The organism is Microbulbifer sp. MI-G (assembly GCF_030440425.1).
Taxonomy (GTDB): Bacteria; Pseudomonadota; Gammaproteobacteria; order Pseudomonadales; family Cellvibrionaceae; genus Microbulbifer; species Microbulbifer spongiae.
In genome coordinates this window covers 1,649,600-1,671,405 of the sequence record NZ_CP098023.1, presented here as the reverse complement: position 1 = coordinate 1,671,405, position 21,806 = coordinate 1,649,600, and the positions used below count along the sequence as shown (strand labels likewise).

The 21,806-nt window shown below is 55.8% G+C and carries 16 protein-coding genes; 2 read left to right on the top strand and 14 right to left on the bottom strand.

Going from position 1 to position 21,806, the window contains the following annotated elements; all coding sequences use genetic code 11:
* Positions 1-73 precede the first annotated feature (73 nt).
* Together M8T91_RS07190 and M8T91_RS07185 are read left to right on the top strand one after the other, a co-directional pair.
* Complete coding sequence (locus M8T91_RS07190) at positions 74-556, top strand: hypothetical protein (RefSeq protein WP_301418217.1); 483 nt, start codon at positions 74-76, stop codon at positions 554-556.
* A gap of 336 nt (positions 557-892) precedes the next feature.
* Positions 893-1,771, top strand: coding sequence for a DUF417 family protein (locus M8T91_RS07185; RefSeq protein ID WP_301418216.1), 879 nt, complete (start codon positions 893-895; stop codon positions 1,769-1,771).
* A gap of 325 nt (positions 1,772-2,096) precedes the next feature.
* Here the strand turns inward: M8T91_RS07185 and M8T91_RS07180 are convergent, their stop codons facing one another.
* The 14 genes from M8T91_RS07180 to M8T91_RS07115 form a co-directional block, all read right to left on the bottom strand.
* Positions 2,097-3,473, bottom strand: a complete 1,377-nt coding sequence (locus M8T91_RS07180) for an SLC13 family permease (RefSeq protein ID WP_301418214.1) — start codon at positions 3,471-3,473, stop codon at positions 2,097-2,099.
* An 841-nt stretch (positions 3,474-4,314) separates the two neighbouring features.
* A complete protein-coding gene (locus M8T91_RS07175) occupies positions 4,315-5,199 on the bottom strand; it encodes an aldo/keto reductase (RefSeq protein ID WP_301418212.1) in 885 nt (294 codons plus the stop codon).
* Between the two features lie 208 nt (positions 5,200-5,407).
* Positions 5,408-5,731 (bottom strand): TfoX/Sxy family protein, encoded by a 324-nt coding sequence (locus tag M8T91_RS07170; protein ID WP_301418210.1) that lies wholly within the window; start codon positions 5,729-5,731, stop codon positions 5,408-5,410.
* 1,018 nt (positions 5,732-6,749) lie between these two features.
* Complete coding sequence (gene cysG, locus M8T91_RS07165) at positions 6,750-8,168, bottom strand: siroheme synthase CysG (protein ID WP_301418208.1); 1,419 nt, start codon at positions 8,166-8,168, stop codon at positions 6,750-6,752.
* Between the two features lie 94 nt (positions 8,169-8,262).
* Positions 8,263-9,552: a serine--tRNA ligase gene (gene serS, locus M8T91_RS07160; protein ID WP_301418206.1), complete on the bottom strand. Its 1,290-nt coding sequence runs from the start codon at positions 9,550-9,552 to the stop codon at positions 8,263-8,265.
* Between the two features lie 56 nt (positions 9,553-9,608).
* On the bottom strand, positions 9,609-9,983 hold the full coding sequence (crcB, locus tag M8T91_RS07155; protein WP_301418204.1) for a fluoride efflux transporter CrcB: 375 nt from the start codon (positions 9,981-9,983) through the stop codon (positions 9,609-9,611).
* A 17-nt stretch (positions 9,984-10,000) separates the two neighbouring features.
* Positions 10,001-11,344 carry a replication-associated recombination protein A gene (locus M8T91_RS07150; RefSeq protein WP_301418203.1) on the bottom strand — a complete coding sequence of 448 codons (1,344 nt, stop codon included), beginning with the start codon at positions 11,342-11,344 and terminating at the stop codon, positions 10,001-10,003.
* Positions 11,337-11,948, bottom strand: coding sequence for an outer membrane lipoprotein periplasmic chaperone LolA (gene lolA, locus M8T91_RS07145; RefSeq protein ID WP_301418201.1), 612 nt, complete (start codon positions 11,946-11,948; stop codon positions 11,337-11,339). The genes M8T91_RS07150 and lolA overlap by 8 nt, the downstream gene beginning before the upstream one ends.
* A 94-nt stretch (positions 11,949-12,042) precedes the next feature.
* A complete protein-coding gene (locus tag M8T91_RS07140) occupies positions 12,043-14,385 on the bottom strand; it encodes a DNA translocase FtsK (RefSeq protein WP_301418198.1) in 2,343 nt (780 codons plus the stop codon).
* Between the two features lie 77 nt (positions 14,386-14,462).
* The gene (locus tag M8T91_RS07135; RefSeq protein WP_301418196.1) at positions 14,463-17,612 is read right to left on the bottom strand and encodes an efflux RND transporter permease subunit; all 3,150 of its coding nucleotides are present in this window, start codon (positions 17,610-17,612) and stop codon (positions 14,463-14,465) included.
* A gap of 13 nt (positions 17,613-17,625) precedes the next feature.
* On the bottom strand, positions 17,626-18,612 hold the full coding sequence (locus tag M8T91_RS07130) for an efflux RND transporter periplasmic adaptor subunit (RefSeq protein ID WP_301418194.1): 987 nt from the start codon (positions 18,610-18,612) through the stop codon (positions 17,626-17,628).
* 14 nt (positions 18,613-18,626) lie between these two features.
* On the bottom strand, positions 18,627-19,958 hold the full coding sequence (locus M8T91_RS07125) for a TolC family protein (protein WP_301418192.1): 1,332 nt from the start codon (positions 19,956-19,958) through the stop codon (positions 18,627-18,629).
* Positions 19,959-20,880: 922 nt separating this feature from the next.
* Positions 20,881-21,045 (bottom strand): anti-sigma factor family protein, encoded by a 165-nt coding sequence (locus M8T91_RS07120; protein WP_301418190.1) that lies wholly within the window; start codon positions 21,043-21,045, stop codon positions 20,881-20,883.
* Positions 21,046-21,080: 35 nt separating this feature from the next.
* Positions 21,081-21,701, bottom strand: a complete 621-nt coding sequence (locus M8T91_RS07115; protein WP_301418189.1) for an RNA polymerase factor sigma-70 — start codon at positions 21,699-21,701, stop codon at positions 21,081-21,083.
* Positions 21,702-21,806 lie beyond the last annotated feature (105 nt).

Here is a 21,806-nt window from a genome sequence, read left to right as displayed (position 1 = left end):
TGGCCTTTGGGACAGAGACCAGACAGCAGACCGGGATTCCAGAGTCGATGATGCGCTGAAAGAGGTAGAGTTCATGGGTAGTAGTATACGGCGCAGTATTGCCCTTAGCTGCGTGTTGGTGATGGCCATTAATGTGAGCGCCTGCGGTTATTTTCTGTATCCTGAGCGCAAAGGCCAGACAGGCGGTCGTGTGGACCCGGCAGTGGTTATCCTGGATGGTGCCGCACTACTATTTGGCATTCTGCCCGGTGTGGTAGCCTTCGCGGTGGACTTTACCAATGGCACAATCTACCTGCCACCAGGTAGCCCCTCGGTGATCGACCGGCACACCAGCGCTATCGATACAGACAGGGTACGAAAAGTGACTGACGAAAATGGCCGCGCCTGGCTTCAGATGTCCATTGACGGCAAATCTGACGGTAGCGGGGATTTGGCTGGCCTGGAAGTTACCCTTACACACATTACCGGGCTGGAGGTGGATGCTGATGACATTGTCTGGTTACAGGATGCTACAGCTATGCGGGCAGCCATCAGCACTCAAGTCACAGCACGTTAGGCACTCCTTGATACAGGAACGGATCTTTTACCTGGCTGCCTAAAAACACGCCGGGTTCATCCGGTGCGGGAAAACACCTTCGTCCGCCGTAGTCTGTTCCGGGCCTTTCGTATACTGGCGCGCCACAAAGAACTGCCAGATATTCCGGCGAGGCAATCCCCAGTTGTTACGAGCAGGTAATGGCTAGGGGTTTTTACTACCCTGTCAGGGGTATAAGAACCGGGGTCATCACCTCGGCCTTTACAAAATGCCATGCCAAAAGCCCTGTCCCCGAAGTAATCCAGACAAACGGCGCATTCGGCACTTTTTTCTTCCAGCCCTGCAGGAGCAAAAATCATGAGTCTCTCGTATTTTTATAATATTCCCGAGCGTCACGTTTACACAATCGCAAACTGGATCATGGTGGTGTACCTCGTCTGGACAGGCGTTCTCTCTTTCGGGGAAACCGGTTCCCAAATAATCAACAACTGGTTCACTCAGCACCTGCTCTTTGCAAAAGTGGGCACACAGTGGACGCTTCTGGCATGGGTGATCGGCGCAGTAAAAATTGTGATCGCGATCGGGCTTAGCCAGCGCAATCGGCACAGCAGGAGTTATCAATGGTCTGCACTGGTCGCTTTTATACTGCTGATTGCTCCCACCACGCTTCTACTGACAAACCCGGTGTGGGTAGCGTCCTACGGCGGCTTCCCGTTTATCGGTTCGGGCCAGGGGATCATAAAGTACTTTTCCATGGCTGGTGTGGCCCTGTATTTGTACGCCTCCAGTACGTCTTCACAAGTATGTCGGCGCATTGCCATTGGACTGTGTATTTTTGGCGTCGCCATTGTGATGGGGTGGATTGGTGCAATGAAATTCACTGCCTATGAGGCGCAGGGTATTTTTCCCCTGATGAGCACCAATATCTTTTTTTCTTGGACTTACACTGTTTGGGGCACCCAGGGAGCCTCAAATTTTATTGGCATCGTCGAGTTAATTTTTCTAGTATCACTGCTACTTGCACCGGTATCCAAGCGCATTGGATTGTTCGGCCTGGCCGGTATCCTGGCCACAGCGATTGGAACTACCACTTTTCTTTTCAATACTCCCGGGTATGATCTCTTTATTCTCGATCTGAATACAACTGGTCAGTTCATTATCAAAGACTGGCTTCTGTTTGCAGCCGCATTAATCTTCTACAGTGCTGTGACACGTCGGCAAGAATCCACCACCTAACGGAAGTATGCAATGGGCAGAGCCCCTTGGGGCTCACTGAATTTTATTGCATTTTTGCCCGCAAAGCGATCAAGGGCCGCCAATTGAGGCGGCGACCCCTTAACGGTTTGGCTCGGGGATCATTCGTTTTGTGAAAACGCACCGCCGTCGACATCTGTGGTCAAATGACCCTATGTGGCTCCCCCGTATTTCGCCGAGGCTTACACACCGGAAAAATTTTCCTGTGCAGCGGATAATTTTATGCTGCAGGCAACTGTTTCCCAGTGCAGTACCTGGAGGAAACAAGGATTGTTACCCAATCTGGCAACATCGCCCGCACAACCGCCTAACCCAATAGCAGCCAGGCTGTACCTGCAATAATCAGCGATGCCGTCACACTCAGCACCGCACCCTCACGCACCATATCCTGCATACGCACTTTTCCGGTGCCGTAAGCGATTGCATTGGGTGCCGTGGCCACCGGTAACATAAAAGCACAACTGGCACTCATGGCGGCCGGTATCATCAACACCATCGGATCAAATCCTGCAGAAGTGGCCGCCACCGCGAGTATCGGCATCAGTAGCGTGGCTGTAGCGGTATTACTGGTAATTTCCGTGAGGAAGGTGACACCGAGACAAAGCAATAGCAACATTATCCACAGGGGCATGGCAGTCAGAAAGGAAAGCCCGCTGCCCAACATACTGCTCAGGCCCGAGACGGAAAAGCCTTTGGCCAGGGCGAGGCCACCAGCGAAGAGCAGCAACATGCCCCAGGGGATTGTTTCTGCAGTCTGCCAGTCGAGCAAACGGCCACCTTTTCCATCGGGAATCATAAACATGGCCACCACAGCGGCAATAGCCACTGTGCTGTCTCCTGCAGACGCAATACCCAGCCACCCGCTCCAGCCGCCAAAGGGTGCATTGCGGGTAACCCAAAAACCTATGGCAAGGCCAAACACCAGAAGTGTGCGCTTTTCCTCCGCACGCCAGGCACCAACTGCCGGCGGTTGAATTGCATTTTTAAGATGAACGCTGCGAGTAAGCCAGAGTGCCATAATCGGCAGAGTGACCAACACAACAGGAAAGCCGATCTTCATCCAGCCCACGAAGCTGAATGTTCGACCGGTTACCTCCTCATAAATCCCCATAAAAATCACATTCGGAGGCGTACCCAGCGGCGTACCCACACCCCCGAGACTGGCGGCATAGGCGATCCCCAAAATCAGCGCAATGCTCAATCGTTGATTTTGAATACGGGAGAGAATAGCCAGGGCAATGGGCAGCATCATCAGGGTTGTGGCGGTATTCGAGATCCACATACTGAGAAAACCGGAGGCCAGCATAAACCCAAGAACCAACCGCCGGCCGGAGGAGATGCCAACGATGCGCAGCATATACAAGGCCAGGCGTTCATGGGCTCCACTCTTTTCCAGGGCCTTGGACAAAATAAAGGCGCCCATAAGCAGCATTATCACATGACTTCCCAGTGATGCCGCCACTATTTTGTAATCGGCCACCCCGAACAAGGGGAGAAGTATAAAAGGTACCAGAGAAGTTGCCGGAATAGGCAGTGCCTCAGTAATCCACCAGATCACTGTCAGCAATGTAATAGCCGCAGTGACTGCAGGCAAATATGCCATATCCAGCACACGCAAAAACACATAAAAAAGAACGGCCAGTAACGGCCCAAAAACGATAAAACGCCGACGCGCAATCGACATACTCACCCCCCAACAGGCTAGCCCCCAGGCCCTATGAGTACCGGAGGAAAATGTATTCTTTTTCTGTAACCAAAGCGCCGGTCACTGCCAATCCAGATTTAGGGTGTTCTCACAACCAAACCCCCCAATCATAAGCCCCCTAAAACACCGCCCTAATCAAGCGAAGAGGCTCTCGTTTAGAGGATTTGCGGCCCGTAGTGCCATAGTATTTTCCTGTCTCGGGACACCCCGTCCCGATCTGGAAGATTCACCCACACGAGCATTGTGTGCAAAGAAACCCCAGAAAATGCAAAAGCAGTATAGCCAATAGGGGTAAAATCTGGAAATAACAATGCCCGATGAATGACGCCAGCAAATACAGCCACCTCTGCATGTCGAGCGACGATGGGGAATCTCTACGGAGCAAGGTTACTGGCGTTTGTCCAGTTTCTCATCTCATTTTTTCCGGTCGATTGGATGAATCTTATCGGATTAAGCAGGACAATGTCGCGCTGACCCCAAAGGAAAGTCTACGGATATCCTGCCACCTGAAAAGCAAATCTGCAGTTGTACCATTCGGCAGATAGCCTGCACCCGGCCATCTATTTAAAAGCACGAGTAGCGTTTTGTACTCCCGCCTGGCCTTGAGCTGGTAAGCACACTATCAGTGAGAGACAAGCGGAACTACTTTTGTCAAATCAATCGAACATCCTGCAAAAGCAATATCAAACATCCCTCTCCCGGCATCATCACAACAGGCAAGAGCAGCGGACTGCCGTTGCTGCACAAAACCATTGATTGGAACAAGACTCCACTGACGACTCTATAAATGCAAGGCCCCCTCTTATAATTAACCGATGTGTTAATCTGGCACCTTTACCGTTAAATTATTTTTATGGGCATAATCCGGGTCACCACCAAGCCGTTTATTGCCATTCAGGCCGTTGATTTCCCTGATTTCACTATTACTCAAAGTAAATCCTGTCAGTAAGAAATTGCTACGCATGTTTTCCAACTTTTCCGCCTTGGGAATCACAATTCGATGCTGTTGTACATTCCACTTCAAAATTACTTGTGCCGGAGACACAGAGTGACTTTCTGCGATTTTCACAATCAGTGGGTCCACTATCGGTTTTTCGCTTTGTGACACGCCACTCCAGGAGGATCCGGTACCCAGAGGGGACCAGCAGCTGATGGCAATTTTGTGAAACTGGCAGTAATCCACCAGTGGCTGCTGGGTGAAATAAGGGTGCAATTCAATTTGATTACAGACCGGGCGCACCTCGGCGAATGTGGCAATTTGTTCGATATCCGCCTTGCGAAAATTCGATAAACCCAGGGCCCGTACCTTCTTCTGCTGATACAGCACCTCCATAGCTTCCCAGGTTTCCCGGGTATAGGCAGGCACCGGCCAGTGAATCAGGTAGAGATCCAGATATTCCAGTTGCAAACGCTCCAGACTGCGCGCAAAAGCATCGTGGGTTTTGCTGCGCCCCTGCTCGGTATCCCAGATTTTACTGGTTATAAAGAACGTTTCCCGCGGCAGGCCGGATTCCCTGATTGCCCGCCCCAGGGCACGCTCATTGCCATACACAGAAGCCGTATCAAACTGTCTATAACCGATCGATATGGCCTTTAAAATGGTGTCGGTGACATATTCGTTATCTTGCTGCCAGCCACCTACAGCAGCCAGCCCCATGCCAACCTGAGGAATCTGCACGCCGTTATTTAACTCGATAAAATACATGATCGAAATCCCTTCCAACTGCTGCAATATGCACTGAAAACCCTCTGTCGTGGCCACGGCTATCCGGCCTGGGGGTCACCAAGCATCAGAGATAAGCCCTATTTCTCCGAAAATCCTACTGTATACCGGCAAAGCTGTGTCATTTTTTCATTCGCAAGACACTAAAATCCCCTTCCAGGCTGGCTTCCATTGCGTATGAGTTCAGATTTTATTTGGGCGGTAGAGAACCAGCAAATTGAACGCCGCGGTTTACCCAACTGTCGAGGTCTTCGGCAACGGCATCCTCCTCGACATACACCATCCCCTTCAGGGGGCGTCCGGTATAATCCATTGGCCGGGTATATCGCTCCGCCAGCGCTTCCTGATAGTGATCAGGCCCCACCCTAACCATCAGTTCTTCGCCGATGACGCCACAGGCCATGTTGCCATTTAACATAAACGCCAGCCCCCCAAACATCTGCTTCTCACTGAGTCCCTGGTTTTCCTGTAACAGATTGCGCACCTTTTCTGCCAAGGTTTTGTTATACGCCATAACAATCTCCTTAATTCCTTTTACTAAGCGGTATGACTCATCTTCACAATCGCTGCATACCGCACAAATGCAACCTTGAAAAGAGCAATCTCTGCTGAAGACAATTCGCTGGAATACTCCTCCTCCTTGGGTCACTTCGGCAGGTAATAAACAAATCCCAAATGGAGAGAGTCGATATCCCCCCATGAAGAAAACACAACGATTCCCAATCCTGACAGCTTGCAAATAGACCTTTACAGAATCGCGGCCTGCCACCACAACTGATAGGGTCTTGAAAGACGGAAACTCTTCCCATACCCTGTATAAGTAGCTGCATCCCGATAAAAAAATTTATAATGAATGATCCTTCAAGTGTAGCAGGTAATGGCAACACTTTTTATTGGGTTACCAACACAAGAGAAGCACCGCAACAGTAAAAGTGAATTTTAACGACAGGTGCCTTTTGAATACACCGCCAATTCAGTGCGTCATTCAAAACTTTTTCAAAAGCCTATAACGGAGAGTATGGCAGTCGAGAACTTCCTGTAATTACCTGGCCGCATCCAACATTGTCAGCCTTAACAAACCTTTTACCCGGATTATTGTCAGTAACTCAAAACCACGCTTTTCGACACTTTTGGCAATACCTGGATTTTCCGGACGGTAACTTATTGGCAGAATATCCATACATTTCACATCAGGATATGTGGTTGTTATTGGAATGGATTAAGTCCATTTTGCGTTCAGCGCCTATCTGAAAAAAAAGCGTCGAAAGGTGACATTTATGATCTGGACCTGAGCCAATAGAACCTCTACTGAACACCCAATGCTTTTTCGCACTCGTGGTATATTGCAACTGCCAGGCCCCAATCCATATCTGGTAATACCTTGTCACAGCGCTCTTCCCTTCAATCAAAGTGATCGGGGGTTTCCATTGTAATTCGGCGTTTGTCGGTAGCGAATGCCCCTGTGTGGCCGCAACGCCTTTTTACCAAAAGATTTCGTGCAGCGGACAATAGAGTCTGATCCGTTACCGGAATCAATCATCACAGACAGGGGCTTGGAAATCTGATTGGTCCCGCTGATACCAGTGCAACTTCTCGTGCAAGCTGACAACACCTCCAATGATGGTCAAAGTCGGTGCCCGAACGGCCTTTTCCTTCGCAAGGGTCGGCAGTGTCTTGAGGTCACCCACAATAACCCGCTGTGCCGGCGTTGTACCCTTTTCAATCAATGCCGCTGGCGTTTCCGCCGGGAGGCCGTGGCGGGCAAGTTCGGTGCAAATAGTCTCCAGGCCAGTCAAGCCCATATAGAAAACCAGGGTCTGGCCATCAGAGGCCAATTCGCCCCACGGCAAATCGAGGCTGCCTTCCTGCAAGTGCCCGGTAATAAACCGCACCGACTGGGCATAATCACGGTGCGTCAAAGGAATACCTGCGTAACTGGCACATCCGGACGCAGCGGTAATACCCGGCACCACTTGAAACGGAATTCCGTGTTCGGCCAGTTTGTCGATTTCTTCACCACCCCGGCCAAAAATAAAGGGGTCCCCCCCCTTCAGGCGCAGAACTTTTTTACCTTTGCTGGCTAAATCCACCAACAACTGGTTGATATCGCCCTGGGGAACCGAATGAAACGCTTTTTTCTTGCCAACATAAATGCGCTCGGCATCCCTGCGCACCAGATCCAGAACTGCCGGGGATACCAGGCGATCATAGAGCACGGCATCGGCCTGCTGCATTAGACGCAGAGCGCGAAAGGTCAGCAGATCGGGATCTCCCGGTCCGCCGCCCACCAGGTACACCTCACCAGTGGGCGGGGGCCTGCCCGCCCAGTCCTGCAGGGCTTTGAGCAACACGCTTTCCCCCTCCGCCAGCTTCCCCGCCTCCACACGGCTGGCGACCGGGCCCGAGAAAACCCACTCCCAAAAGCCTCTGCGCTGGGCTTCGGGCAGTGCGGCTTTTACCCTGCTGCGCACACGGGCGGCGAGCCCCACCAGGGTGGCGAGCCCCGGGGACAGCAATGCTTCGACCTGAGCGCGGATACGCCGGGCAAGCACCGGCGCAGCACCACCGCTGTTGATACCAATCGCCAGATCACCGCGTTCCACCATTGCGGGAAAAGTAAACGTGCACAGTTGCGGCGCATCCACCACATTGACCGGCAGATGCCGGGCGCGCGCATCGGCAGAGACCTGCGCATTAACCTCCGCATTATCGGATGCCGCGATCACCAGTTCGGCGCGGTGCAGATAATCGGCGCAGTAGGTTGCTTCAAACAGGGCCCCGTTTGAATCGTTCACCAGTTGCTTAAGCTCAGCGACAATCGTTGGGGAAACCACCCACAAGCGGGCACCCGCCCTGTAGAGCAGGCGGGCTTTGCGCGTGGCAACAGCACCTCCACCCACGATCAGGCAAGGGCGGTTTTGGACATCAAACGCGATTGGGAGATAGCGCAACGTCTTCTTCCATTCAGCGGCAGGCGGGGACAGCTTTCCTTCAAGAAACCAAGGGGTGATTATCCGGCTGCCATCCAGACTGCCGTATCAACATTTACGGCAGGGAAGCCTCAATCACTTCCCTGCCGCCCATATAGGGGCGCAACACGGTGGGAATTTTCACACTCCCGTCTTCGCGCTGGTAATTCTCCAGAACCGCGACCAGGGCTCGGCCCACCGCGAGACCGGAGCCATTCAAGGTGTGCACCAGTTCCGGTTTGCCGGATTCCGGATTGCGCCAGCGGGCCTTCATCCGGCGCGCCTGAAAGTCACCCACCAGGGAGCAGGAGGAAATTTCCCGGTACCGGTCCTGAGACGGAATCCAGACCTCAATATCGTAGGTCTTGCGCGCGGCAAAGCCTATGTCGCCACCACAGAGCGCCACAATACGGTACGGCAGCTGCAATTTTTGCAGAATGGTCTCTGCATGCTGCGTCAGGGCTTCCAGTGCTTCTTCAGACTGGTCCGGGCGGGTCACCCACACCAGTTCCACTTTTTCAAACTGGTGTTGGCGAATCATGCCGCGGGTGTCGCGGCCGTGGGAGCCGGCCTCGGAGCGGAAACAGGGTGTATGGGCAACCAGTTTGTGTGGCAGCGACTGGCTGTCTTCAACAATATGCTCGCGGTACAGATTCGTAAGTGGCACTTCTGCGGTCGGAATCAGATAGAAGCCACGCTCGTCATTCAGTTTGAACAGGTCTTCCTCAAACTTCGGCAGCTGCGAAGTGCCATACAGGGATTCCCCATTGGCAATAAACGGCACATTGGCCTCTGTGTAGCCGTGCTCTTCGGTGTGAATGTCCAGCATAAACTGAGCTAGCGCACGGTGCAGTTGCGCTACTGCTGCGGTCATTACGGCAAAGCGCGAACCTGTGAGCTTTGCCGCCATTTCAAAGTCGAGACCCCCAAGCCCAGTACCCAGGTCGACGTGGTCCTTGATGGCAAACTCAAAAGAGCGCGGTTGCCCCCAGCGCCGGATTTCAACATTATCGTCCTCGCTCTCGCCCTCCGGTACCGACGCATCCAGCAGGTTCGGGATCGCAGTCAGAATAGCAGCCAGTTCCTGCTGCAGTTCAGCCAGCGCCTGCTTGGCACTATGTAACTCGCCGCCCAGGGACTCCACCGCTGCCAGCAGCGGGGCGATATCTTCTCCGGCAGCCTTTGCACGCCCGATATTCTTCGACTTTCTGGTGCGCTCATTTTGCAGATGCTCCGTGTGGACCTGCAGCGCCTTGCGGCGCGCCTCAAGCGCCTTCAGTTTGACCGTATCCAGTGCCACACCACGCTTTTTCAACGCCGCAGCTACCTGGTCCATATCCGTGCGAATCAGTTTGGGATCGAGCATTGTCTCCAGTTCGCCTGCACCCAGGCGCCTACCACAAATTATTGATTGGATTCTGTTTAAAAATAACGTGCCGTCAGGGCGACAGCAGCTCCCGTGGCAGCCAGGCAGCAGACAAGGCTGCCGAGAATATAGCCAATAGCCACGAAAGGTTGGCCATTGTGCCACAGTATCAGGCTTTCCAGGGAGAAAGTGGAGAAAGTTGTAAGCGCACCAAACAGGCCCGTCATAAGCAGGAGCCGCCACTCCTCCCCTAGCATCGCGCGGTGGGCGATCAGTATGTAGGCAATTCCGATTAGAAACGATCCGAGCACATTGACAATCAGTGTACCCAGGGGAAACTTGCCGCTGAAAACCGGGTAACTCCAGACGGTGATCAGGTGGCGAAGCATTGCCCCTAAAGCGCCACCCAGGGCAATTGCCAGCCACTGCATTTCGTTTCCCCCACAGTTCAGGTCTTATCTGTGTAACGCTGAACGGCACTGCTGCGGTTCAGGCGGCGCAGTGTCTCCAGTTTTTCTGCAATTTTCAGTTCCAATCCGCGCGATACCGGATGGTAGTATTGCCGATCGGCAATGGCCTCGGGAAAATAATTTTCCCCTGCGGCAAAGGCATCGGGCTCATCGTGCGCATAGCGATACTCGGCGCCATGGGAAAGGCTTTTGGCCAGCTTGGTGGGCGCATTGCGCAAATGGATGGGCACCTCGTAACTGGGGTCGCGACGGACATCCGCTACCGCGCGCTTGTAGGCGCTGTACACCGCGTTGCTTTTAGCCGCCACCGCCAGGTAGAGAATCGCCTGGGCGATGGCCAGCTCGCCTTCCGGGCTGCCGAGCCGCTCCTGCACATCCCAAGCATTGAGCGCCAGCTGCAGTGCGCGGGGGTCCGCGTTGCCGATGTCCTCACTGGCCATACGCACTACCCGGCGCGCGATATACAGGGGGTCGCAGCCGCCATCGAGCATACGCACAAACCAGTAGAGCGCCGCATCGGGATCGGAACCCCGCACGGATTTGTGCAATGCCGAGATTTGATCGTAAAAATAGTCACCGCCCTTGTCGAAGCGCCGCACATCGGCGCTGAGCACCTCGGCGAGTACAGCTTCGTCGACCTGCAGCGTACCGCCCTCATCTGTGGCCAGGTCACAGGCAACTTCGAGCAGGTTCAGGGCACTGCGCGCATCCCCATCAGCGGCGCGCGCAATCTTTAGCAGCACCGCTTCTGGTACCCGGATATTGCGATCCGCCAGAGCGTTGTCGGTTTGCAGAGCGCGCTGCAGCAAGGCCTGTAAATCCTCCTCGGAAATACTGCGCAGCAGGTAGACCCGGCAGCGGGACAGCAGGGCGTTATTCAGCTCAAAGGCCGGATTTTCCGTGGTGGCGCCGACGAAGGTTACCGTGCCCTCCTCGACATAGGGCAAAAAAGCGTCCTGCTGGGCCTTGTTGAAGCGGTGCACTTCGTCCACAAACAGAATGGTGCCGCGACCGGATTGCACGCGGCTCTGCTCAGCCTCTGCAACGGCCTGACGGATATCCTTGACCCCGGCCAAAACCGCGGAAAGTGTCGCGAAACGGGCCTCACACGCCTGTGCGAGGAGCCGGGCAAAAGTGGTTTTGCCAACCCCCGGCGGTCCCCACAAAATCATCGAGTGCAACTGGCCGCGCTCCACTGCTTCGCGCAGCGGTTTCCCCGCTCCCAATAAATGTGACTGGCCCACATAACCGACCAGGGAGCTGGGCCGCATCCGGGCAGCCAGGGGCTGGTAATTGCGGGGGGACTGAAACAGATCACTCATCTCTAATAACGTCGGTACCCGCGGGTGGTTTGAAGTTGAATACCGAGGCGGGAAGCTCGGGATTGGCCTGAATGTCACTGAAAGTGATCTCGGTGGTCTGGCCCATATTGTCGCGCACCGTGATCGCTGCGGGCAGCCCGTTTTTGGCAAAGCGTATTTCCATGGCTTTAAAGGGCGCCGAGGGATTTTTTGGAGCCAGGTGATAGACTCCGTCTTTCAGGCTGACATTGAACGCATTGCGGATCTCTTCCACCCTGCCGCCAAGCAGGAGTGCCGGAGTCTCCTGGATGCGCTTGTCCACCGGCCGCACCGTCACCTGTTCCAGATCCGGATCGTAAAGCCACAGGGTTTTATTGTTGGTCACCAATAGCTGGGCGTAGGGGTCCCCGGTTTTCCAGCGCAGCTTACCGGGTCGCTGCACAGAGAAGCTGCCACTGCTCTTCTGGGTCACCTTGCCGCGCTCATCAAGCAGGGTCTGCTGAAAATTCCCCGACAGCGCAGCGAGCGGCTTAAGCCGCTTGCTGAGATCATCGGTGGCATCGGCCCAGGCCCCTGCGGCGGCAAGACTCACCAGAATCAGCAGGCTGTGCAGAATGCTTTTCATAATTGGGTTCCAGTAGGTTATGTTCCCGAAGCATAGTGGTGGGCCGGTGAACAGGCGCTTAACCCTCTCCCTGCCCGTCCGATGGCGCGCTCATTCAAGGGGGTGGGGGCGCCAATACCTCGCGGTTGCCGTTGTGTCCGGCCGGGGACACAACCCCTGCGGCTTCCAAGGCATCAATAATACGTGCGGCGCGATTGTAACCAATACGCAATTGGCGCTGTACAGAGGAGATGGAAGCCTTGCGCGATTTTGTTACAAAGGCCACGGCCTCATCGTAGAGGGCATCCGCTTCCGGATCCTCGCCCTCCCCTTCATCGGATTGCAGCCCGGGCACCGGTATACTGTTGTTACTGTCGTCGACAATACCATCAATGTACTCCGGTGCACCGCGGCGGCACCAGTCGGCCACGACCTTGTGTACCTCGTGATCATCCACAAAGGCCCCATGCACCCGCACCGGCACTCCGCTGCCCGGTGGCAGGTAGAGCATATCGCCATGACCCAGCAGCTGCTCTGCCCCACCCTGATCGAGAATGGTGCGGGAGTCCACCTTTGAGGAGACCTGGAAACCGATACGGGTGGGCACATTGGCTTTGATCAAGCCGGTGATGACATCCACCGAGGGGCGCTGGGTGGCCAGCAGCAAGTGAATGCCCGCCGCGCGGGCTTTTTGCGCGATCCGCGCGATCAGCTGCTCCACCTTCTTGCCGACAATCATCATCATGTCGGCAAACTCATCGATTACCACCACGATGGCCGGCAGCTTGTGCAAAGCCGGAGCGGTTTGTTCCCCTTCCGGGATGCTGGACATGGGGTCCGGGTGCCAAAGCGGGTCGACAATGGGCTCTCCGGCCCCATCCGCTTCCTCCACCTTGCGGTTAAAGCCCGCCAGGTTGCGCACTCCCAGTGCAGCCATCAGCTTATAGCGGCGCTCCATCTCCCCGACACACCAGCGCAGGCCGTTGGCTGCGTCGTTCATATCTGTAATGACCGGCGTCAGCAAATGGGGGATACCCTCGTAGACCGACAGCTCCAGCATCTTTGGGTCCACCAGAATCAGGCGCACCGCTTCGGGTGTCGATTTGTACAGCAGGCTGAGCAACATTACGTTGATGCCCACGGATTTACCGGAGCCCGTGGTACCCGCCACCAGCAGGTGTGGCATTTTGGCCAAATCCGCCACCACTGGCTGACCGGAGATATCGTGCCCCAAGGCCAGGGTCAGGGGGGATTTGGCATTTTCGTAAATATCGGCAGACAGTACCTCACTCAGGCGGACAATCTGGCGGTTCTCGTTGGGGATCTCAATCCCCACCACCGATTTACCCGGGATGACCTCGACAACACGGACACTGATCACCGCCAGTGAGCGCGCCAGATCCTTGGCCAGATTGGAAATTTTGCTGACTTTAACTCCAGGTGCCGGCTGAATTTCAAAACGGGTGACCACCGGACCAGGCAGGACAGAAACCACCTCTGCCACCACACCGAAGTCCTTGAGTTTCAACTCCAGCAGACGGGACAACCCCTCCAGGGATTCCCGCGAAAAACCCGCCTTTTTATTCTGGTCCGCCGGGTCCAGCAGGCCCAGCGGTGGCAGGGCGCCGGTGACCGGGCCGATTTTGAACAGCTCTCCCTGCTTTTCTTTGCTCGCACGGGGACTCTGTTTTGGTTTTGGCGCCAGCGCTTCGATCTTAGGCGGCATTCTCTCCTCGCTGCGCCGCCTCTCCTCCTCTAGAGCGGCTTTGCGCACCACAATGGCCTCCCGTGCGACACGCTGTTCGGCGCGTTTCTGGCGCCGGTGTTTGTAAAACCGGGCGAACAGGGCGAAAAACCCGAGCGCGATACAACCAATGGACTCCGCCAGCCTGAGCCAGGACAGCCCGGTAAACACGGTGATACCGATGGCAAAAATTGCCAGCAGTAAAATGGTTGCCCCTACATAGCCAAGACTGGCACCCGCGGCACCGGAGAGGGCCGCACCGACAATACCGCCATTGGAGAAGGGCAGTAAAGTCTCTGTCGGCGCAAAACAGAGGGTTGCCAGCGAGGCCCCGCTGGCGAGCACCAGCAACAGGCCAAACACCCGCAGCAGGAATAGGGGCCCGTGAAAACGGGCACTGCGATTGCGCAGAATGCGATAGGCACGCCAACCGATCAGCAGGGGTAACAGGTAGGCCATCCAGCCCAGCAGGGACAGGCCTACATCGGCAAGCCAGGCCCCGGTGGGCCCAATCGCATTTTGGAACTGATCGGTTTGCCCCACGTGGGACCAGCCGGGGTCCTGTGCATCGTAACTCAGTAGGCTGATCGCCAGTAGCAACGCCCCCGCCAGCAGGGCGATCAGGGCCCCCTCCCTGATTAAGCGGGAGATCAGCGGGTCCGGCTGGGTATCGCTGTTCGCAGCAGTTTCCTCGGTGGCACTCTCGACCTTCAATGGCTTTCCTCAATACAGTGTTGTTTTGCCAATTAACCCCACAACCGGATCGGTTGCGGGGTTAATCATAAAAGAATTTAGTCTCCAGCGGGTATGCCTCCCCCCCTGGTCGACCTGTCGGAGTGGACAATTTGGTACAGCAGCGGCAACACAAACAGCGTCAACAGTGTCGAGGAGAGAATGCCGCCGATTACCACCGTCGCCAGCGGTCGCTGCACCTCGGCGCCGGTGCCGGTATTCAGTGCCATGGGAACAAAGCCAAGGCTCGCCACCAGTGCGGTCATCAGTACCGGGCGCAGGCGAATCAATGCGCCATCGACAATGGCCATTTGCAGTGCGCCACCCGCCTCGCGCAGCTGGCGGATAAAGGACAGCATAACCAGGCCATTGAGAACCGCCACACCGGATAGGGCAATAAAACCCACCCCTGCAGAGATAGACAGCGGCATTGCGCGAAACCACAGGGCCAGCACACCCCCGGTGAGTGCCAGGGGCACACCGGTGAAAATGATCAGTGCATCCCTGAATGTGCCAAAAGCCATCACCAACAGACCGAGAATCATCATTAGCGTCAAAGGTACAACGACCGAGAGGCGCTGGCTAGCGGATTCCAGTTGCTCAAAAGTACCGCCGTATACCAGCCAGTAGCCCGGTGGCAAGGGCACTTCCCGCTCGACCCGCGCACGCGCTTCTTTCACGAAGGAGCCGAGATCCCGGTTGCGCACATTGGCGGTAACCACGACCCGTCGCTTGCCATTTTCCCGGCTGATCTGGTTGGGGGCCGGGCTCATTTCCAGCCTGGCCACTTCAGACAGGGGCACATAGGTGCCCAGCGGGCTGCCAGGGGGCAGGGGTACAGGGAGATCCCCCAGTTTTTCATAGTCTCGGCGCAGCTTCTCCGGCAGGCGCACCACCAGAGGAAAACGGCGATCGCCTTCATAAATCAGGCCGGCCTCCTCTCCGCCAATGGCCGTAGCCACCAGATCCTGCAGCGTTCGCAGGTCGATACCGTAGCCTGCCAGCGCCAATCGTTCCGGCACCACCGACAGTACCGGCAACCCTTCCAGCTGTTGCACGCGGGCATCGGCCACCCCATCAATGCCGTTCAATACCCGCAAAATTGCATTGGACGAGGCCTCCAATTGTTCCAGATCATCGCCAAACACCTTGATTCCCAAGTCTGCCCGCACTCCGGAAATCAATTCATTAAAGCGCATCTGGATTGGCTGGGTAAATTCGTAGTTGTTACCCGGCAACTGCCGCACGGCCTTTTCGATATCCGCCACCAGTGCTTTCTGGGGCAGTTTCGGGTTGGGCCACTGATCCCGCGGTTTCAAAATAACAAAATTGTCGGCCACATTCGGCGGCATCGGGTCGGTTGCCACCTCCGGCGTACCGATTTTTGCAAAGACCTTGTCCACCTGGGGGAACTCCCCGATACGCGCCTCCAGCAGACGCTGCATTGCCACCGACTGCGCCAGTCCGGTGCCGGGGATACGCAGGGCATGCAGGGCAATGTCCCCCTCGTTGAGCTGCGGAATAAATTCAGACCCGAGGGTGGTTGCCAGCCAGCCGCAAAACAACACCAGTGCCACGGCCCCACTAAGCACCCACCAGCGCACCTGCAAGGCAGCCAGCAACAGCGGTCTGTAGAGCGACTTGGTAGCGACAATCATCCGGTTCTCCCGCGCACTGATCCTGCCGGTCAAAAACACCGCCACCGCGGCGGGTACCACGGTCAAGGAGAGCACCAGTGCCGCCAGCAAGGCCATCACCACCGTGGCCGCCATAGGGTGGAACATCTTGCCTTCCACCCCCGTGAGGCTGAACAGCGGTATGTAAACCACAGTGATAATCAGTACACCAAACAGACTCGGGCGAATCACTTCATTGGTAGCCAGAAATACCAGTTCCAGGCGCTCCTTGAGCGGCAGCTTGCCACCATTGCGATGCTGGGCCTCTGCCAGGCGGCGAATGGCGTTTTCCACAATGATCACCGCGCCATCGACAATCAGGCCAAAGTCCAGCGCACCCAGACTCATCAGGTTGGCGGACACTCCCACCTGTACCATTCCGGTAATGGTGGCGAGCATGGAGAGGGGAATCACCGCTGCAGTAATAACGGCGGCACGGATATTTCCCAATAAAAGAAACAGAACCCCGATCACCAGAAGCGCCCCCTCAACAAGGTTCCTGCGCACTGTGGAAATGGCTTTATCCACCAGCGAGGTACGATCGTAGACTGCCTCTACCCTGATACCTTCAGGCACAGTGGATTGCACCCGCTCCAGGGCCTGTGCCATATTGCGTGCGACCTCGCGGGAATTCGCCCCCACCAGCATCATGGCGGTACCCAGCACGGTCTCGCGCCCATCGCGGGTAGCGGCACCGGTGCGCAGCTCCTTCCCGATCGCCACCTCCGCCACATTGGAAATTTTGACCGGCACTCCCGCGCGACTGGTGATCACCACATCCTCGATATCGGCAATAGTGGCCAGCTGTCCCGGGGAGCGCACCAGCAACTGACGGCCGTTATTTTCCAGATAGCCGGCACCGCGATTCTCGTTGTTGCGCTCAAGGGCTGCGACAATATCCTGCATGGACACGGCAAAATTGAGCATCTTGCGCGGATCGGGCGTGACGTGGTACTGCTTGTTATAACCGCCAATGGTATTCAACTCGGTGACACCGGGTACCAGGGACAACTGCGGTTTGATAATCCAATCCTGGATTTCCCGCAATGCCGTGATGTCGTAGGGTTGCCCATTTGGCTGGGTAGCGCCGGGCAGGGCCTCCACCGTATAAGTGAAGATTTCCCCCAATCCGGTGGCAATAGGCCCCATCTCCGGTGTGAGACCGGGGGGCAGTGCACTCTCAATCGCGCCAAGGCGGCTGTCGATCAGGTTGCGGGCAAAGTAGAGATCGGTGCCTTCTTGAAATATCACCGTCACCTGCGACAGACCGTAGCGCGACAGGGAGCGGGTGTAGGCCAGGTTCGGCAATCCGGACAGAGCGGTTTCCACCGGATAGGTGATCCGCTGTTCCGCTTCCAGAGGGGAATAGCCCGGCGCCTCGGTATTGATCTGTACCTGGACATTGGTGATATCCGGTACCGCGTCAATCGGCAGTTTCTGATAACTCCAGACACCCAGGCCCACCAGTACAAAAACCAAAGACAACACAAAGTAACGCCGCTCAATGGAGAAGCGCAGGATGCTCTCAATCATCTCATGGCCTCACTCAGTGGCTGTGCGCAGCTCCGGACCTTTCAAGATCCGCTTTGATCAGATAGCTGTTTTCTGTGACATAGCGCTCACCCACAGTGAGGCCGCTAAGCACCTCTGTTACAACGCCGTCGCTGCGGCCCAAGGCCAGCGGGCGAGCCTCATAGGTTTCCCCGACTTTGACAAACACCACCGTAGTATCGCGCAGCAGTTGCAGTGCGCGGTTTTCCACCACCAGGGGAACCCGGTTTTCACTGATCACCACCTGGCCCTGTACCATCAGATCGGTGGTCCACAGGTTGTCGGGATTCTCAATCCGCGCACGGGCTATGGCAAAAGGTTGGCCGTTGCCCCCTGGAGCGAGACTGGCGATGGTGGAATCCACAGTGCGCTCCCCGGCGATGATGAACACCTTCTGCCCGCGGCTGATCTTGCCGCGGCGCCCGGGGAAGACCCTCAGTTCCGCCCACAGGCGGCTGTAGTTGGCAATGGTAAACAGCACCCGCTCCCCGCTGAACTCGCCGAGGCTGGCCTGTTTGTCGATAACCTGTCCGGGAATTGGCGCCACTAAAGGATAAACTTGCAGGCTGTCATTGGATTCAATAGCCGCGAGCTTTTGCCCTTTTTCCACCAAATCCCCAAGCCCTTTCTCGATGGCCACAAGGGTCCCTGGATAGCGTGCACGCACATGGCTGATACTGCGGTGATCAATCGCGGTTTTACCGTACAAGGTGATACTCTCCTCAATGGTGCCGGGGCCTGCAAGAGTCGTTCTGATACCCGCTTTGCGCGCGGTTTTATCCGCAATCTGTACGCGGTCTTCACGGAATTCATGCGCCCCGTGAACCCGCTCGCCGAGGTGCGACACCTTTTCGCGAGCGTGGCTTTCGTAAAGGGTTTGCTCTGCTTCTGAGGTATGGCTCTGACCTGCGACCGAGAGCCCCGGAAAAAGAAGCGGGAGTATCAATAGCATCCGCTGAAAGAGTTTCTTTGTTCTATACATTGCTCAATCCAAAATTATTGACGGCTTTCCAAGCCCAGAGGCCCAAGCGGCCTCGCGGTCAGTTGTTCGATCTCCGCACCGTACAGCAGCACAGATCGCGCTGCCTCAATCCGAGAGCGCTCCGCATTGAGCAGCATCTCCCGCGCGGCAATCAGATCGGTATAGGAATCCCGCCCGCGGCGGTAGGCGCGTTTCACCTCCCCCAGTGCCTGGCGAAGGCTCGGGATGACGGAACCCTGCAGCATGATTACGGTGTCGAGGGCCTGCTTGCGGCCGGTAACGGCGAGGTAAAGTTGTGGATAGAGTTGCAACAGCGCGGCTTTTCGACGCAGTGCCACGGCTTCCAGTTCCGCCTCGGCACCAATCAGGGCACCCCGGTTGCGTTTGGCAGTAAACAAAGGCAGGTTAAAGCCCGCCAGTGCCGTTGTTTCGTCCACCGCCCTGTTGATTAGAATACCGGCGTACCAGCCCAGATCAGGGCTGGATTTGGCCTGGACCAGGCGCAGTTGCGATGCCTGCAGTCGCTCCTCGGAAGCAAAGCGGGCGATCGCCGGGTTCTCCTGTGCACGGGCATACAGTTCCTCAAAGCTGGCACCGGGTGCAAAGCGGTATAGCGCGCGGGCATCCACCTCGAATGCCTGCCCCGGTTGCCCCCATAGCGCAGACAGCGCGTACTTGCGGTAAACCAGCATGTTCCGCTCGGACTGCTCGGCCAGAACCGCTTTGGCCAGCGTGGCCTCTGCGCGCATGCGCTCTGAAGCGGGACTGGCCGCAGCAAGTACCCGCTCATTGACAATCTTCAGTGTGTCCCGTGCAAATGAGACCCTCTCTTTGGCGAGTACCACCAGTTCCTCGGCAGCGAGCACCTGCGCATAGCGACGGATCACTTCGCCGAGCAGATCCAGTGCCCTGGCCTGTTCTTCGGCAATCAACACATCGAGCTGGGCGCTGACCACATCGACACGCATCTGGCGCTTGCCGCCCAGCTCAACCACTGAAGACAACGCCACCACCAGCTCCAGCTCATTTGCGGCGGCGTCCTCGGGATCGGGCGCCTCATCCGGTTCATCACCGCCGAAATGCTTGCGTTCTGTCTCAAACCTGAAGTCGAAGGCAGGGCGCAAGTCCGCCATTCGCGCGTCGCCAGCCAGTTTTTTTCTCTGTAATGGAAAAACGGCGAGTTCCGGATTTTGCGCCAGCATCCGCGCAATCGCATCCGGCAGTGTCAGCAGTTCCCCCTTTTGCGCAAGCACAGCCTGCGCAGGCAAATACAAAATGGCCACTACGAACGGCCAGGCGACTCGGCGGCAGGTCACGCCCGCAAAGAGCGCGTGGAAAAAATCCATGTATATCTCCCAAATCACATCCCGGTTGGCGCGAGCAGGCCTTTCGATGCTCTGTTCCCGCGCAGCAATACAGCAATCAGACTTGGGTTATAGGTGGGCGCAGAAGGGGTGCAAAGTAACCACTGGGCACAGCGACGCGTGCTAACTCGCGATAAATAATGCCGCCAGGGCGTATTGGTAGAAAGGACTGCCCCAGCAGCCCGGTAAAGGCATTTCCGTGGCAGTGACAACAGTGATTGCAAAAGTCCAGAAGAGGCCCTGAGCGATCGGGCTCACCGGCAGTGGACACACCCCCTAATTGGGCATGGATGTAGGCACTGCCCGGTTGATCCACAGAGGACTCAGAGGATCCATCCATCGGGTTCTGGTGGTGCAGGGAAGAGTGGCTGGAAACAGCCCGCAAGGCCTCGTGACTGTCATAGAAAGAGACCGCCGTCTGTAGGACCAGAAGCGCAACCAACAAAAATGACCATCGGGCAACGTACATGAAGACAGCAGATCATAAGACTCTTACGCTGGACTCTAGCAAACAAGTCCGGACAGCTCAAACAAACCCCCCATCAGCCGATAGCCTCAATGAATAAAATGCCAGGTGGGCCGCCAGCAATCCCACGGCTATACCCGCCTACCAACCCTTTGCCGCCACCTTTCAGGCATCAATTCACCACCACTTGGGAAAAACTTCTACAGCGCTTTGTAACAAGGGTATTTCGAAGGTCTGTCACCGTGGGATTGGCGTATTTTGTGGCTATCTTGACCATCTATTCAAACATTTTCCATTTCAGTAGCCAAGGCGCGCAGGGGCCGGTCCCGGCAACTCGACCAATGCTTTGTAATGGCCCTGTACTCCTCCGATTGGCGGGGTACAGTAGAAACTGAATAAATGGGATGTTTTCAGAATCAGCCGCTCTGAATAGGCAGGCTATTTTTTGGTGTCCTCAGGCCCGCCTTTCACATAGGATTTACTGATTCGACGCAGTATTTTCAATTGTTTGCCAAAATTCCGGCATGGTGTGCACATCGCCAAATGCAACCCGAGCCGGGCCTGCTCACGCACTTTCAGGCTGCGTTCCTGAGATTCAGACATCAGCCGTGTGGCTTCCCGACACGATTTCATGACACTCAACCCTCCACGCCAAACCAGTTATCTTCAAGACATTCGCGCAAACGCAATCGAGCGCGATGGAGTGTCACGTTCAGGTTGCTCACGGAAATTTCTGCCGAAGCACATATTTCGTGGCTCTCCAGTTCTATGAACTCCCGCATCATAAAAATCTGTGCCTGGCGTGCGGGAAGATGGCTGAGACAAGCTTCAAAGATTCGCCAGAAATGCTTGTCATATATTGCCGACTCGGGATCAACCCATTTCTTCGGGCGCTCGCTCTTTTGCCAGTGGTCAGTCTGATCAAACAGTTCATCGTGATTGTGCGCCTCCCTATCCCCCCGTACCAGCTGGTCTGCATCGACAAAGCGCCGGCGCTGTCGCAAGATATCCGCAATCTTGTTCTTAAGGATTGCAAATACCCAGGTCTTCAGTGCCGAATAGCCGCTAAAGCTGCGGGAGTTCTTCAAAGCCCCCATCAAAGCCTCCTGCACAGCATCTTCCGCCAGTTGGACGTCTTGCAGTTGCAGGCGGGCAAATCGCAGCATCTGCTGGCGTAAATCCACAAGGAACTGTGAACTTTGCAGGGATGCTTGCGCACTTGATCCAGAAGAGGTGTCAGGGGTAAGGTGGTCGCTCAATTACGTTCCCTCATAATCTCAATGCGGAATCTGAGGATAGTAACCAAAAAACCAGAATTATCTAATAAACGGCCTCAACTGGCATCAAAAGGCAACTTTTCCCTT